Annotated in this window: 13 protein-coding genes and 1 tRNA gene; 10 read left to right on the top strand and 4 right to left on the bottom strand. The window is 63.2% G+C overall.

Annotated elements, in window-relative coordinates:
- Nucleotides 1-19: 19 nt before the first annotated feature.
- A complete protein-coding gene (locus IRZ77_RS12080) occupies nt 20-1,750 on the bottom strand; it encodes a dipeptidase (RefSeq protein WP_196173570.1) in 1,731 nt (576 codons plus the stop codon).
- Between the two features lie 159 nt (nt 1,751-1,909).
- A tRNA-Arg gene (locus IRZ77_RS12075) sits at nt 1,910-1,986 on the bottom strand.
- 207 nt (nt 1,987-2,193) lie between these two features.
- Here IRZ77_RS12075 and IRZ77_RS12070 point away from each other — a divergent pair.
- The 8 genes from IRZ77_RS12070 (at nt 2,194) to IRZ77_RS12035 (ending at nt 9,393) form a co-directional block, all read left to right on the top strand.
- A complete protein-coding gene (locus tag IRZ77_RS12070; protein ID WP_015268562.1) occupies nt 2,194-2,943 on the top strand; it encodes a GntR family transcriptional regulator in 750 nt (249 codons plus the stop codon).
- Nucleotides 2,940-4,664 (top strand): fumarate reductase/succinate dehydrogenase flavoprotein subunit, encoded by a 1,725-nt coding sequence (locus IRZ77_RS12065; protein WP_085599911.1) that lies wholly within the window; start codon nt 2,940-2,942, stop codon nt 4,662-4,664. Before IRZ77_RS12070 ends, IRZ77_RS12065 begins: the two co-directional genes overlap by 4 nt.
- Before the next feature lie 63 nt (nt 4,665-4,727).
- A complete protein-coding gene (locus tag IRZ77_RS12060) occupies nt 4,728-4,973 on the top strand; it encodes a 4Fe-4S dicluster domain-containing protein (RefSeq protein ID WP_046616397.1) in 246 nt (81 codons plus the stop codon).
- Nucleotides 4,974-5,091: 118 nt separating this feature from the next.
- Nucleotides 5,092-6,498: an ABC transporter substrate-binding protein gene (locus IRZ77_RS12055; RefSeq protein WP_196173567.1), complete on the top strand. Its 1,407-nt coding sequence runs from the start codon at nt 5,092-5,094 to the stop codon at nt 6,496-6,498.
- Between the two features lie 15 nt (nt 6,499-6,513).
- Complete coding sequence (locus IRZ77_RS12050; protein WP_135002862.1) at nt 6,514-7,296, top strand: ABC transporter permease; 783 nt, start codon at nt 6,514-6,516, stop codon at nt 7,294-7,296.
- The gene (locus tag IRZ77_RS12045) at nt 7,296-8,147 is read left to right on the top strand and encodes an ABC transporter ATP-binding protein (protein ID WP_046616393.1); all 852 of its coding nucleotides are present in this window, start codon (nt 7,296-7,298) and stop codon (nt 8,145-8,147) included. Before IRZ77_RS12050 ends, IRZ77_RS12045 begins: the two co-directional genes overlap by 1 nt.
- Nucleotides 8,144-9,109 carry a HEAT repeat domain-containing protein gene (locus tag IRZ77_RS12040; protein ID WP_196173565.1) on the top strand — a complete coding sequence of 322 codons (966 nt, stop codon included), beginning with the start codon at nt 8,144-8,146 and terminating at the stop codon, nt 9,107-9,109. The genes IRZ77_RS12045 and IRZ77_RS12040 overlap by 4 nt, the downstream gene beginning before the upstream one ends.
- A complete protein-coding gene (locus tag IRZ77_RS12035; RefSeq protein WP_196173563.1) occupies nt 9,109-9,393 on the top strand; it encodes a DUF971 domain-containing protein in 285 nt (94 codons plus the stop codon). Before IRZ77_RS12040 ends, IRZ77_RS12035 begins: the two co-directional genes overlap by 1 nt.
- A gap of 91 nt (nt 9,394-9,484) precedes the next feature.
- On the opposite strand, the gene IRZ77_RS12030 is transcribed toward IRZ77_RS12035, so the two are convergent.
- Together IRZ77_RS12030 and IRZ77_RS12025 are read right to left on the bottom strand one after the other, a co-directional pair.
- A complete protein-coding gene (locus IRZ77_RS12030) occupies nt 9,485-10,348 on the bottom strand; it encodes an ABC transporter ATP-binding protein (RefSeq protein ID WP_196173561.1) in 864 nt (287 codons plus the stop codon).
- Nucleotides 10,345-11,946 carry an ABC transporter permease gene (locus IRZ77_RS12025; RefSeq protein WP_256573696.1) on the bottom strand — a complete coding sequence of 534 codons (1,602 nt, stop codon included), beginning with the start codon at nt 11,944-11,946 and terminating at the stop codon, nt 10,345-10,347. The genes IRZ77_RS12030 and IRZ77_RS12025 overlap by 4 nt, the downstream gene beginning before the upstream one ends.
- A gap of 297 nt (nt 11,947-12,243) precedes the next feature.
- On the opposite strand from IRZ77_RS12025, the gene IRZ77_RS12020 reads away from it, so the two are divergent.
- Entirely contained in the window at nt 12,244-13,281 is a 1,038-nt protein-coding gene (locus tag IRZ77_RS12020; protein ID WP_196173559.1) for an ABC transporter substrate-binding protein, read from the top strand.
- 37 nt (nt 13,282-13,318) lie between these two features.
- The gene (locus IRZ77_RS12015) at nt 13,319-14,224 is read left to right on the top strand and encodes a TauD/TfdA dioxygenase family protein (RefSeq protein WP_085599925.1); all 906 of its coding nucleotides are present in this window, start codon (nt 13,319-13,321) and stop codon (nt 14,222-14,224) included.
- The last annotated feature ends 87 nt before the right edge of the window (nt 14,225-14,311 follow it).

Genomic DNA, 14,311 nt, shown 5'->3' with positions numbered 1-14,311 from the left:
AGAGGCCGGTAACAGTCAATCAGAGCTTCGGCATCTGCCCGATCCGCGCCACCATCTCGCTCACCACCTGCAAGTCCAGCATGAACTGTTCCACGGTCTTGAACTCGTTGTCGTTGTGCCCGGTGTACTTCACATCCGGCATGGCCAGGCCGAACTGCACGCCGTTAGGCAGGTCATGTACCGAGGTGGCGCCCGCCGAGGTACCAAACTCGTGCTTCATGCCCAGGTTCTCGGTAGCCACGTCAAGCAAGGCCTTGACCCATTCGCCCTCGGGGTTGCGGTACATCGGCTCGTCCAGGCTGTAGTCGAAGGCCACCGAGGTATGGCTCTGCCGGGTCCATTTGCCCAGTTTGTCAGCCAGCTCGTCCTTGATCGTGGCAATTGGCTTGCCTTTCGGAATGCGCAGGTTCACCGCCAGTTTCAGGCCTTTTTCATCCACCCCGACAAAGGTCAGCGAGGCGGTAAGCGGGCCCATGAACGAATCCTTGAAGGCCACGCCGAGCTTGTTGCCCAGGTAGTCCAGGCCCCAGTTGTCGTCGGCATAGCGGGCGGCTTCGGTGAAGTGGTTGTGCTTGAGTGGTACATCCTTGCCCAGGCCGTTGATGAAACCAAGCATGCGCGCCACCGGGTTGACCCCGGACTCCGGCTCCGAAGAGTGGGCGGAAACGCCGGTCACGGTGAGCAATACCTGCTTGCCATCGGCCTTGGCAGCGATGCTGAAGTCGCCGCCATTGCGCTTCACGTAATCGGCGCCGGCTTTTTCCAGCTGGCTGGCCAGCTTCGCTGGGTTGTCGGTGACCAGGGTCGCGACCGAGGTGGTCGGGATCTGGTTGGTGGCCAGGCCGCCGGTCAGGTTGACGATCTCGGCACCCTTGCCATTGGCCTGGCGCTTGCTGAAGCTGGCCATGATCGTGCCGTAGCCTTTCTCGGCGATGACCACCGGGTAGCCGCCATCGAGGGCCAGGTTGTAGTCGGGCGTGGGGTTGCGCTCGAAGTAGTAGGGGATGGCATCACCGCTGGTTTCTTCAGTGGTGTCGATCAGCAGCTTGAACTGACGAGCCAGAGGCAGGTTCTCGTCCTTGGCCACTTTCAGTGCATACATCGCCACGACAATGCCGTTCTTGTCGTCTTCGGTGCCGCGGCCGTACATGCGGTCGCCGACCAAGGTAACCTTGAACGGGTCCAGGCGCGTGCCATCGGCCAGTTTCCAGTTGTCCGGGTTGACCGGCACCACGTCGGCGTGGGCATGGATGCCGACCACTTCCTCGCCGCTGCCCAGCGAAATCTCGTATACCCGATTGTCGATGTTGCGGAATGCCAGGCCGAAGCTCTCGGCAAGGGCCTTGATCTTGTCAGCGATCCTGAGGAATTCGGGGTTTTCGTGCTGAGGTGTGCCTTCGACGTTGAAGGTGGGGATGGCCACCAGTTCACGCAGGGTTTCGCTGGCGGCCTTGCCGTACTTGATGCGGGTGTACAGGCCGAGCAGGCGGTTGATTTCGTTCTGCTGCTCGGCGGCCAGTGGCTTGCCGGCCAGGTAGGCATCGAGCGTTGCCTCGAGGTTGTCGGCCTTGGCCAGGTCGCTGCCTTTGAGCTTGCCGAGGAACTGCTTGAAGTCGCTTGGGTCGCTGCCGTCGAAGGCTTTGACGATGGCCGCGGACTGCTGCTGGGTAAGGTTGGCCTGTGCCGGTTGGGTGAACAGGCCGATGCTGGCCAGCAGCAGGGTGGTGGCGGTAAGTTTTTTCAGGTGCATGGTTGTGCGCATTCCTTCGCCAATCATTGTTGTGGGTTACCCGTTGGGAACGGGAAGACGCCCACGCTAACACCAATGACCCATGGCACGGGAGTGCCAGAAACGCGACATGTCGCACAAACGAAAAAGCCCCGGGCACAGGCCCAGGGCTTTTTGATATGGCGCACTCGGCGGGATTCGAACCCACGACCCCTGCCTTCGGAGGGCAGTACTCTATCCAGCTGAGCTACGAGTGCAACGCGCACGCATGATACCCATCTGATCCGATGGCGTCCATCGCCTTGATCTGTAGCCGTTTTTACCTTTCGCCGAGAGCTGCCGACAGCAGCAATCACAAACGCATCTATCCATATGCGATATCGATATTTCCACGGAAGTTATTATGCCCTCTATTCTCTGGTCACAACTTGTTATAACAAGTAAATCGATCAGCGAAGAGACCTATGGCCGAACTGCTCCCCCTGTCCCCGGTACCGCTTTACACCCAGCTCAAGGAATTGCTGCGCGAGCGCATCCTCGACGGCACTTATCCATCGCATAGCCGCATGCCCTCGGAAAGCGAACTGGGCAAGGCTTTCGACGTCAGCCGCATCACCGTGCGCCAGGCGCTGGGCGATCTGCAGAAGGAAGGGCTGATTTTCAAGATCCACGGCAAGGGCACCTTCGTCGCCAAGCCCAAGGCATTCCAGAACGTCAGCACCCTGCAGGGGTTGGGCGAGTCGATGACGCAAATGGGTTACGAGGTGATCAACCGCCTGCGCAGCTTCCGCCATGTGCCAGCCAATGCATTGGTAGCCGCGCGGCTGCAGGTCGAGGAGGGCAGCCTGGTCACCGAGATCCGCCGGGTGCGGCTGATCAACCGCGAGCCGGTGTCGCTGGAGCTGACCTGGTTGCCCAAGGCCGTCGGCGAAAAACTGGAAAAGGCCGACCTTGTCACCCGCGATATTTTCCTGCTTCTGGAAAACGACTGCGGCATTGCCCTGGGCCACGCCGACCTGGCCATCGATGCCGTGCTGGCTGACAGCGACCTGACCCAGGCCCTGGATGTTGAAGAAGGCTCGCCGATCATGCGCATCGAGCGCCTGACCCATGCCGCCGACGGTACACCACTGGACTTCGAACACCTTTACTACCGCGGCGATGCTTTCCAGTACCGCCTGCGCATCGACCGCCAGAAGGGGAGCAAGGCATGAGCATCCAGACCCAGGATTACGACATCATCGTTATCGGTGGCGGTACCGCCGGGCCGATGGCGGCGATCAAGGCCAAGGAGCAGGACAAAAACCTGCGCGTGCTGCTGCTGGACAAAGCCAACGTCAAGCGCAGCGGTGCCATCAGCATGGGCATGGATGGCCTGAACAACGCGATCATCCCAGGCCACGCCACCCCCGAGCAGTACACCAAGGAAATCACCGTGGCCAATGACGGCATCGTCAACCAGGCCACGGTGCATGCCTACGCTACCCACAGCTTTGAAACCATCGAGCAACTCGACCGCTGGGGGGTGAAGTTCGAGAAGGACGAGACCGGCGACTACGCGGTGAAGAAGGTTCACCACATGGGCGCCTACGTGTTGCCCATGCCCGAAGGCCACGACATCAAGAAGGTGCTGTACCGTCAGCTCAAGCGTGCCCGGGTCGAAATCAGCAACCGTATGGTCTGCACCCGTGTGCTGCTCGATGGTGAAGGCGCGGCCGCTGGCGTGCTGGGTTTCGATTGCCGTAGCGGAGAGTTTCGGGTGGTGCGGGCCAAGGCGGTGATCCTTGCCTGCGGTGCGGCCGGGCGCCTGGGCTTGCCGTCGTCGGGTTATTTGATGGGCACCTACGAGAACCCGACAAACGCCGGTGATGGCTACGCCATGGCCTACCATGCAGGTGCCGAACTGGCCAACCTCGAGTGCTTCCAGATCAACCCGCTGATCAAGGACTACAACGGTCCGGCCTGTGCCTACGTCACCGGCCCACTGGGTGGATATACCGCCAACAGCAAGGGTGAGCGCTTTATCGAGTGCGACTACTGGAGCGGCCAGATGATGTGGGAATTCCACCAGGAGCTCGAAGGCGGCAATGGCCCGGTGTTCCTCAAGCTCGATCACCTGGCCGAGGAAACCATCCAGAACATCGAAGAGATCTTGCACAGCAACGAGCGCCCCAGTCGTGGCCAGTTCCACGCCGGGCGTGGTACCGATTATCGCCAGCACATGGTCGAGATGCATATCTCGGAGATCGGTTTCTGCTCGGGGCATTCGGCGTCAGGGGTGTGGGTCAATGAAAAGGCCGAGACCAGTGTCAAAGGGCTGTATGCCGCGGGCGATATGGCAGCGGTGCCGCACAACTACATGCTCGGGGCCTTCACCTATGGCTGGTTCGCCGGTGTGAACGCTGCCCATTACGTGATCGGGCGTGAATTCGCCGAGGTCGATGCCGAACAGGTCGAGCGCGAGCGCGCGCGGGTGTTTGCCCCGCTGCAGCGTCAGCATGGCCTGCCGCCGGCGCAGGTCGAGTACAAGCTCAGGCGCATGGTCAACGATTACCTGCAGCCGCCCAAGGTGACCAGGAAGATGGAAATCGGCCTTGAGCGCTTTGCCGAGATCGAACGTGACCTGGACCAGATGAAGGCCAGCAACCCTCATGAACTGATGCGTGCGATGGAAGTTTCGGTGATTCGCGATTGCGCCGAGATGGCGGCGCGGGCCTCGCTGTTCCGCGAGGAAAGCCGCTGGGGGCTTTACCACCATCGAGTGGACTTCCCCGAGCGCAACGATGGCGAGTGGTTCTGCCATTGCCATTTGAAAAAAGGCGAGAACGGTGAAATGACCAGCTTCAAGAAAGCGGTCGAGCCTTACCTGATTGCTTTGGATGCAGAAGAGCAGACCGCCTACGACCAGCTGCGGGTAAAGGCCGACGCAGCCTAGGCGACCCTGTGTCCTGTGAACACTTTGAAGAACGTGGGCCGCAGGCCCCGAGGACTCCGTGAAATGGCCTACCAGCCGCAAGAAATCTTCTTTCGCAGCAGCGCCCCGGTCACCATCGACGAAGACAAGTGCATCGCCGATAAAGGCTGCACCGTCTGCGTGGAGGTTTGCCCCATGGACCTGCTGGCGATCAACCCGGCCACGCAGAAGGCCTACATGGCCTTCGACGAATGCTGGTACTGCATGCCCTGCGAAAAGGACTGCCCCACGGGGGCGGTGAAAGTCGACATCCCGTACCTGCTGCGCTGATTCATCCTGCCATCCGGCGCACCACCGGACGCCCTCCCGCTGTGCCCCTCGTTTCCCACCACCCAAGCCGGGCGGCGGAGACGATCCAACTCTTATAACGACTCGAGGGGAAACACCCATGCGCCTTGTTGCAACCGTGGCCGGCCTCGCGCTGGCGCTCACTGGCCTGAATGCCAGCGCCGAAACCATCCGCATCGCCATTGGCACACAGGACACCACCATCAACTGCGCCACTGGTGGCCTGCTGATACGCGAGCTTGGCCTGCTGGAGAAGTACCTGCCGCATGACGGCAAATACAAGGATGCCAAGTATCAGGTGGAGTGGAAGAACTTCACCAGCGGTGCGCCACTGACCAATGAAATGGTCGCTGGGAAACTCGACTTCGGGGCAATGGCCGACTTCCCCGGGTCGTTCAACGGTGTTGCTCACCTGGACGCCGGCAAGCGCAGCCTGTTCGTAAGCGTGCTGTCGGGCAGCGTGCACGGCAGCGGCAATGGCATCGTCGTACCCGCAGCATCCAGCGTGCAGTCGTTGACTGAACTCAAGGGCAAGACCATTTCCGTGCCATTCGCTTCCACCGCCCACGGAATGCTGCTGCGTGCCGTAGCAGCCCAAGGCTGGGACCCGCAGAAGGATGTGCGAATCATCGCCCAGGCGCCGGAAATCGCCGGTTCCGCCCTGCGTAGCAACCGCATCGAGGCCCATGCCGACTTTGTGCCGTTCGCCGAACTGTTCCCCAACCGCGGCTTCGCCCGCAAGATCTATGACGGCGCCCAGGCCAACGCACCGACCTTCCATGGCGCTTTGGTCGATGCCGATTATGCGAAGAAATACCCCGAAGTGGTCACCGCCTACCTGCGCGCCAGCCTGGAAGCCGATCGGCTGATCGCTGCGGAACCTGAGAAGTACAGCGAGTTGATCGAGAAAGTCACCGGCATCGAAGCCGAGGTCAATTACCTGTTCCACGGCCCGCTCGGCCTGCAGACCCGCGACCTGACCTGGAAGCCTGAATACCGTCAGGCAGTCGCAACCTCCATCGATACGCTCAAGCTGCTCAAAAAGACCGACCGTGGCCTCGACACCGACAAGTTCATCGACGACCAATACATCCGTGCGGCCTTCAAGGAGGCTGGCGTGGACTACGACAAGGCGCTGAAAGACTACGATCCGCAGCCACTCAAGGCCAATGACGCGCTGACAGGCAAACCGATCACCGACTTCAGCCGCCTGGCTCAGATCTGGGTGCGCGGTGAAGGCAAGGTCCGCCACTACGCTTCGCCGGAGGCCGCGCTTGGCGCCTTGGCCCAACTGGAGCAGGAGGGCAGGGACATCCGCGCCATCTACGCCCAGGCCGCCGACAGCGGAATCAAGTTGCTGGCCAACCAGGCCTGGTTCGTGCGCAACGCAAAGGGTGAGCTGGCGGCGTTCCTGCTCAAGGACCAAGCCGAGCAGTATGCCAAGGCCCATGGCGGTGAAACGCTGGACTTCGTCAGCGCCAACCAGAAGCTTGTCGCTCAGCGCTGACCGGGAGGCACCGACATGACCTGCAACCTCAAGCGCTGGCCGGTGCGCCTCGCTTCGCTGCTGGCCTGCCTGCTGTTCTGGCAGGTCGCGGCGAGCATGAAGCTGGACCTCGGGCTGCTGACGTTCACCTATGTCCCCACACCGAAGGCGGTGCTGGAAGCTGCCTGGCAGCTGCTGACATCCAGCACCCTGCTGGCGCACCTGGGCAGCAGCTTGTCACGGGTGTTTGCCGGTTATGCCGCCGCAGCGCTGATTGGCGTTGCCCTGGGGTTGTTGATCGGCCGCTCGAAATGGGCGGAGGACACCTTGCTGCCGCCACTCGAAGTGCTGCGGCCGATTCCGGCAGTGGCCTGGATCCCGCTGGCGATCCTGATGTTCCCCTCGTCGGAACTGTCGATGGTGTTCATAACCTTCACTGGTGCGTTGTTCCCGATCCTGCTGAACACCGTCCACGGCGTCGAGGCCATCGACCCGCGCCTGGTAGCATCGGCGCGCAGCCTCGGTGCAGAGCGTTGGTCGATCCTGCGCGAAGTGGTGTTGCCTGGAGCGTTGCCGAGCATCGTCACTGGCCTGGCCATCGGCATGGGGACTTCATGGTTCTGCCTGGTCACCGCCGAGATGATTTCCGGACAGTTTGGTATCGGCTACTACACCTGGGAGTCGTACACCTTGCAAAACTACCCGGACATCATCGTCGGCATGCTGCTGATCGGCGTGCTGGGCATGGGCAGCAGCGCCCTGGTCAAGCGACTTGGGGAGTTGGCCACGCCTTGGTACCGCACGCGGAGGGCCAGCTGATGAATAGTTATCAACCAGCGCCAGGGCGTATCGACGGGCGTGGCCTGTCGATACGCCTGGGGCACGGCAGCGAAACATTCGAGGCTGTGCAGCGTCTGGATTTTGCCGTAGAGCCTGGCGAATTCGTCTGCATCCTTGGCCCCTCCGGTTGTGGCAAGTCGACGTTGCTTGGCGCCTTGGCCGGGCACCTGGTGCCCAGCAGCGGCCAGTTGAGCGTGGATGGCCAGACCGTTTCCGGGCCGTCACCGCAGCGCGGCATGGTGTTTCAGCACCACACCTTGCTGCCTTGGCGTAGCGTGCTCGACAACGTGGCCTTCGGCCTGAAGATGCAAGGCCAGGGCCGCGCCGAACGTCGCCAGCAGGCTCGTGAAATGCTGCAACTGGTGGGGCTGGCCGACTTTGCCGGGCGCTGGCCCAGTCAGTTGTCCGGCGGTATGCAGCAACGGGCCGAGATTGCCCGGGTGCTGGTCAACCGCCCGCGCCTTTTGCTCATGGACGAACCCTTCGGTGCCCTGGATGCGCAAACCCGTGCACGCATGCAGGAGCTGTTGCTGGATATCTGGGCAAGCATCCGCACCACCGTGGTGTTCGTCACCCACGATATCGACGAGGCGCTGTTCCTGGCCGACCGTATCCTGGTGATGAGCCCGCGACCTGGCCGCTTTATCGAAGACCTGCACCTGGAATTTCCGCGCCCACGCCGCGCCAGCCTGCTGACCAGCCCTGAATTCACTCACCTCAAGCGTCACTGTCTGGCCTTGCTCCGTCACGAGGAAGGCCGCGAACTTCCGCGCCTGACCCCGCTGGGCCTGCCGGACACTGAGCACCCACCGCTACGGATCGCACTATGACTGAACGAACGACTGACAACCCCGACATCCTTGCTCTTCTGCCTCGCCTTGGTGCCGCTGATGCAGGCGTGCGCCGCATCGCCCTGATCGAACTGGCCGACCTGGAAGACCCGGATGGCTTGCCATGGCTCACCGATGCACTGCTGGTGGATGCCGCCGACGAGGTGCGAGCCGAGGCCGCGCGCCTGCTCGAGGCCTGGGAAGAACCCGAAGTCGTGCAGGCCCTGTGCGCTGCGCTGGCCGATGCTGCCGAGCCGGTACGACTGGCTGCCGCGCAGAGCCTCAGCGAACTCAAGAGCCTTGAAACCGGTCAGCTGATCCTGCCATGGGCCAAGCATGCCGATGCCTTCGTCCGTGCCAGCGCCCTGCGTGCCTTGCGCGAGTTGCGCCTGGAAGATGCTGCAGAGCCCGCACTTCTGGCCCTGGCCGATGGCGACGCCGCGGTCCGGCGTGAGGCCGTGGGTATTCTTGGCTGGCTCAAGCACCAGCCGGCGTTGCCAGCATTGGCAAAGCTTGCCGCAGACGAGCCGGACACCGAGGTGCGCCGCGCGGCCATCGGTGCGCTGGGCCTCGCGCGAGACAGCGCTGTGGTGCCAGCATTGGTGGCTGCATTGGCTGATAAGGCCTGGCAAGTGCGCGAAGAAGCCGCCACCACGCTAGGCAAGGTGGGCCTGGCCCCGGCAGGCCCGGCTCTGGTAAATGCTCTTGCCGATGACTTCTGGCAAGTCCGTCTGCGTGCGGCGCGGTCCCTGGGGCGGCTGCGTCATGTTGCGGCCCTGGACTCGCTTGGCGAGTTGCTCGGCCACCGCATTGCCAACCTGCGCAAGGAGGCGGCTCTGGCCCTGGGTGAGCTGGGCCAGGCGCGTGCCTTGCCGGTGCTGCAGGCCGCCGAGACCGATAGCGACCCCGAGGTGCGCAAGGCTGTGCGGATCGCCATGGCGCAACTGCGCGGGGCCTCCTGATGAACGTCCCGCAAGCTATTCGCAACATGCGCGGGCCAGGGCAACTGGTGCTGCAATGGCAAGACGGCGAACACAGCCTCAGCCATGCCCGCCTGCGCGGTGCCTGCCCCTGTTCGCAATGCCGAGCGGCACGGTTGCAGGGGGGCATCAGCCTGGTTCGCGATGATGTGCGCGTGTTGCAGATCGAGCCACAAGGGTATGGCGTGCAGCTGGTGTTCAGCGACGGGCATGAGCGGGGTATCTACCCCTGGGCTTACCTGCATGACCTGATTGCCCAGTCCTGAATTCGCAAGCGGTCCGCGTACCCTGTGGGAGCGGCTAATTCAATGAGTTATGTGCAGTTCTATGAGTACGGGCATGCCCGCTGTCACAGGCTCAGAGCGCAATCAGCTCCGGCCTGAGCCCTTCGACCCTTCGCACCGGCGGCGCCAGGTAGCCGCCATCCCCGGTAATCTGGTGCAGCACCTTCTCCCGCAGCTGGTGAAGTGCAACGCCCGTACGCAAGCGTGGGTGGGGCAGGTCGATCTCCACCACCGACTTGATCCGCCCCGGGCGCGGCTCCAGAACCACCACCCGGTCGGCCAGGTAGGTGGCCTCTTCAGCGTCATGGGTGACCAGCAGCGTGGTGATGCCGGCACGTTCGCGAATGGCCAGCAGCTCGTCCTGCAGTTGCTGGCGGGTCAGTGCATCCAGCGCGCCGAACGGCTCGTCGAGCAGCAGGATCCGCGGGCTGGCTACCAGACCTCGGGCGATCGCCACGCGCTGGGCCATGCCGCCGGACAGCTGGTGTGGGTAGGCCGACTCGAAGCCGACCAGCCCCACCAGTTGCACGAATTCGTGTACCCGCCGCGCGCGCTCACCCTGGGTGAGCGGTTCGTTGACCAGGCCCAGGGCAATGTTCTGTTCCACGCTCAGCCAGGGGAACAGCCGGTGTTCCTGAAACACGATGCCGCGTTCGCTATCAATGCCGCTGACAGTGTGGCCGTCCACACGGATGTTGCCGCTGTAGTCGGTATCCAGCCCTACCAGCAGGCGCAGCAGGGTGGATTTGCCACAGCCGGAAGCACCAACGATGGCGATGAATTCACCCTGGTTGATCGACAGGTTGAAGTTGCGGATGGCTTCCAGCGGCTGGCCATCGACGCTGAACACTTTGCCGACCCCCTCGAAGCTGACCAGGGGCGGAGTGACGTCGGGCTGGTTGGCCGCGTGCAGGTGCGAGGTATTGAAGGCGTTCATGCGGTTCTCCAGCGCGTGGCGCGCGATTCGAGGCGTTGTCCAAGGGTGCCGAGCAGGGCGCCGACCAGGCCGATCAGCAGCATGGCGGCCATTACCTGGTCCATGCGGAACAATTGCTGGGCGCCGATCATCAGGCTGGCGATGCCACCGTCCGAGGGCATGAAGTATTCGGCACCGATGGTGCCCAGCCAGGCGTAGATCAGCGACAGGCGCAGGCCGGCAAAAATGGCCGGGGCTGCGCCGGGCAGCACCAGCAGACGCAGGCGTTGCCACAGGTTCAGGCGCAGGGTGCGCGCGGCTTCACCCAGCTGGGGCGAGAGGCTGGCGATACCGCGCTGGGTGGCGATCAGCAACGGGAAGAACGCAGCCATGCCGACGAATACCTGCTTGGCCCCTTCACCCAGGCCGAACCAGGCTGTGAGCAGCGGCACCCAGGCAAACAGCGCCACCTGACGCAATGCCGACAGGCTGGGCCCGAAGATACGTTCGGCATTGGCCGAAAGCCCCAACAGCAAACCGACCAGCAGGCCAGCGCTACCGCCCAGCAGCAAGCCGGCCAGGGCGCGCTGCAGGCTCAGCAGCAAGGCTTGCGGCAGCGAACCGTCGGCCAGGCCGGTCAGCAGAGTGCGCAACACTTCTAGTGGCGAGGTCAGGATGTTGCTGTCGACCCAGCCAAAGCTGCTGCTGGCCTGCCACAGGGCCAGCAGTGCCAGTGGCAGCAGCAGGCTTTGCCAACCCCGCGGCACGGGGCCACGGTGCTGCTCCCCTGTGGCCGCTTGCGGCCAGTACAGCAGGCGCTTTTCCAGAGCCGAGAAGCCGTGCTCCAGCAGTGCGCCGACCAGGCCGATCACCAGGATGCACAGCAACACCAGGTCGAGCATGAACAGCTGCCGTCCCCACACCATCAAGTAGCCAATCCCTTCGCTGGAGGCCAGCAGTTCGACTGCCAGCAGCGAGGTCCAGCCGGTGGCCAGGGCCAGGCGTACGCCGGTGAGGAAGGCGGGCAGGGCAGCCGGCAGCAGCAGGCGCAGGAACAGTAGATGGCGAGGCAGGCGCAGCACCGCAGCGGCCTCTCGCAGCTTGGGCTGGGCATCCCGTACACCGACCAGCGTGTGCAAGGTAACGGGGACCACCACGGCTTTCACCAGCACCACCAGCTTGAGCAACTCGCCGATCCCGAAGAACAGCATGAACAACGGGATCCAAGCCAGGGTAGGAATCTGTGCCAGCGCGACGAAGGTCGGCAGCACCAACGTCTGCGCCCGCCGCGAAGCACCCAGCCAGACCCCCAGCAGCAACCCGCTGCCGATGCCGACCGCCAGCCCCCAGAACAACCGCTGCAAGCTTATCCACAGGTGCCCCCACAGCTCGCCGGAACCAAACTCCACCGCGCTCTGCCATACCAATGCTGGCGCCGGCAGAATCTGCTCGCTCATCCAGTGCTCCCGGCTGGCCACTACCCACAGCAGCGCAACCAGCACAGGCAAGACCCAGGGCAACAAGCGGGCGCGATTCTTTTGGGAGCGGCCTTGCGTCGCGAAAGGGTCGCGTAGCGACCCTCGGAGCCATCCACGACTTCTGCTCAGAATTCCATTCATCGGCCATCTCTCGAAGCGTTGTTAGATTATTCATTTATGGAATTAAAAATTCTTAAAAATGGCTTTCAAGAGATAAGAACATGCGCTTCATGCATACGGAAGCCCCTCGCCGTTGCGTTTTCCTCATATTTTCCATGCATTTTCCGCAAGCCGGCCGCAGAACCGCATGCCGCCTGATTTATGCCTTCCAGTTACTGAAGAATGAAGTTTTGATCTTTGTAGGTTCTAACCAGACCTGCCTAGCTTCTGGCCAAAGCGCCGGCCATCGCCGGTGGCAGCCTGCCAAGGAGCCTTGCCATGAAAACCCCGCTGCGCCACCTGATCACCGCCCTCGGGCTGGCCTTCACCCTCAGCGCCCACGCAGTTGAACCGGCCAAGCCAGCAAGCATCCGCATCGCCGTGCCCGACCTCAGCGCGGGCAGCAAGCCCAGCGCCGGTGGAGTGGTCGACGTGCTGCGTGACCAGCAACTGCTGGAGAAGGAGTTCGCCAAGGACGGCATTCGCATCGACTGGCATTTCTTCAAGGGCGCCGGGCCGGTGGTGAACGAAGCGTTGGCCAACGGCCAGGCCGATTTCGCCTACCTCGGCGACCTGGCCGCCATCGTCGGCAAGGCCAACGGCCTGGACACCCGCGTGCTGTCGGCGGGCGTACGTGGGGTGAAGAGCTACCTGGGCGTGGTGCCCGGCTCCGGCATCAAGACCCTGCACGACCTCAAGGGCAAGCGCGTGGCGGTGTTCCGTGGCACCGCCAACCAGCTGTCGTTCGCCAGCGCCCTGGCCAGCCAAGGGCTGAGCGAGCGCGAGTTGAAGGTGATCAACCTGGACTTCAACGCCGCCAATGCCGCGCTGGCCGCCAAGCAGATCGACGCCACCTGGGGCCTGTCCAACCTGCTGTCGCTGCGCGAGCGCGGGCTGGTCGAGCTACCCGTCAACTCGCGTGACCTGGCAGGTGCCGGCAGCACCCAGGCAGTGCTGCTGGGCACTGGCGATTTCATCCGCAAATATCCCGAACTGGTGCAGCGCCTGGTCAATACCCAGCAACAGGCCAGCGCCTGGCTGCGTGACGAACACAACCGCGAGACCTACGTCGAGCTGGTGGCCAGCAATGCCAACTGGCCGCGCAGCATCCTCAGCGACGACCTGGCCACGGAAGACCTGGCCCATTACTTCGATCCACGGCTGGACGCCGAATTCGTCGCTCAGCTGCAACAGGGCGTGGACCTGGCCGCCAAGGAGCGCCTGATCCGCCGTGGCTTCCAGGTGGCCGACTGGATAGAACCCCGCTTCCTCGATGCCGCCCCGCAACAGAGTCAGGCCGTGCAGGCCGCCCGCTGAATCCCAAAGACCCGACAATGACCGCAAGGACACGACCATGAGCAACGCTGCCCTGGCCTCCGCGCCACAAACCCTCGAACTCGACATCCACCCGGTTGCCGGCCGTATTGGCGCCGAAATTCGCGGGGTGCAATTGTCCGCCGACCTTGATGCCGCCACCCTTGATGCCATCCAGGCCGCGCTGGTGAAGCACAAGGTGATCTTCTTCCGTGGCCAGACCCACCTGGATGACCAAAGCCAGGAAGCCTTCGCCAAGTTGCTCGGCGAGCCGGTCGCCCACCCCACCGTGCCGGTGGTGGATGGCACCAGCTACCTGTTGCAGCTCGATGGCGCCGAAGGCCAGCGGGCCAACTCCTGGCACACCGACGTGACCTTCGTCGACGCCTACCCCAAGGCCTCGATCCTGCGCAGCGTAGTGGCACCGGCATCCGGTGGCGACACCGTGTGGGCCAATACCGCCGCGGCCTACCAGGATCTGCCTGAGCCGCTGCGCGAGCTGGCGGACAAACTTTGGGCGGTGCACAGCAACGAATACGACTACGCCAGCGTGAAGCCCGATGTGGACCCGGCCAAGCTGGAGCGCTATCGCAAAGTGTTCACCTCAACGGTATACGAGACCGAGCACCCGGTGGTGCGCGTGCACCCGATCAGCGGCGAGCGGGTACTGCAGCTGGGGCATTTCGTGAAGCGCATCAAAGGTTATTCGCTGGCTGATTCACAACACCTGTTCGCGGTGCTGCAAGGGCATGTGACGCGTCTGGAGAACACCGTTCGCTGGCGCTGGCAGGCGGGGGACGTGGCGATCTGGGATAACCGCGCGACGCAGCATTATGCGGTGGATGATTACGGGACCCAGCCGCGGGTGGTGCGGCGGGTGACCCTGGCGGGTGAAGTGCCGGTCGGGGTGGATGGCCAGTTGAGCCGCACCACGCGTAAAGGCTGATATCGCTGGGGCCGCTTTGCGGCCCTTTCGCGACACAAGGCCGCTCCTACAGGCGATCGCATACCCTTGTAGGAGCGGCCTTGTGTC

The organism is Pseudomonas pudica (assembly GCF_015680405.1).
GTDB classification, from domain to species: Bacteria; Pseudomonadota; Gammaproteobacteria; order Pseudomonadales; family Pseudomonadaceae; genus Aquipseudomonas; species Aquipseudomonas pudica.
This window is presented reverse-complemented; position numbering and strand designations above follow the sequence as displayed.

Coding starts and splice junctions, on each gene's coding strand:
- IRZ77_RS12080 (WP_196173570.1), bottom strand. CDS start 1,750: ATGCACCTGAAAAAACTTACCGCCACCACCCTGCTGCTGGCCAGCATC.
- IRZ77_RS12070 (WP_015268562.1), top strand. CDS start 2,194: ATGGCCGAACTGCTCCCCCTGTCCCCGGTACCGCTTTACACCCAGCTC.
- IRZ77_RS12065 (WP_085599911.1), top strand. CDS start 2,940: ATGAGCATCCAGACCCAGGATTACGACATCATCGTTATCGGTGGCGGT.
- IRZ77_RS12060 (WP_046616397.1), top strand. CDS start 4,728: ATGGCCTACCAGCCGCAAGAAATCTTCTTTCGCAGCAGCGCCCCGGTC.
- IRZ77_RS12055 (WP_196173567.1), top strand. CDS start 5,092: ATGCGCCTTGTTGCAACCGTGGCCGGCCTCGCGCTGGCGCTCACTGGC.
- IRZ77_RS12050 (WP_135002862.1), top strand. CDS start 6,514: ATGACCTGCAACCTCAAGCGCTGGCCGGTGCGCCTCGCTTCGCTGCTG.
- IRZ77_RS12045 (WP_046616393.1), top strand. CDS start 7,296: ATGAATAGTTATCAACCAGCGCCAGGGCGTATCGACGGGCGTGGCCTG.
- IRZ77_RS12040 (WP_196173565.1), top strand. CDS start 8,144: ATGACTGAACGAACGACTGACAACCCCGACATCCTTGCTCTTCTGCCT.
- IRZ77_RS12035 (WP_196173563.1), top strand. CDS start 9,109: ATGAACGTCCCGCAAGCTATTCGCAACATGCGCGGGCCAGGGCAACTG.
- IRZ77_RS12030 (WP_196173561.1), bottom strand. CDS start 10,348: ATGAACGCCTTCAATACCTCGCACCTGCACGCGGCCAACCAGCCCGAC.
- IRZ77_RS12025 (WP_256573696.1), bottom strand. CDS start 11,946: ATGAATGGAATTCTGAGCAGAAGTCGTGGATGGCTCCGAGGGTCGCTA.
- IRZ77_RS12020 (WP_196173559.1), top strand. CDS start 12,244: ATGAAAACCCCGCTGCGCCACCTGATCACCGCCCTCGGGCTGGCCTTC.
- IRZ77_RS12015 (WP_085599925.1), top strand. CDS start 13,319: ATGAGCAACGCTGCCCTGGCCTCCGCGCCACAAACCCTCGAACTCGAC.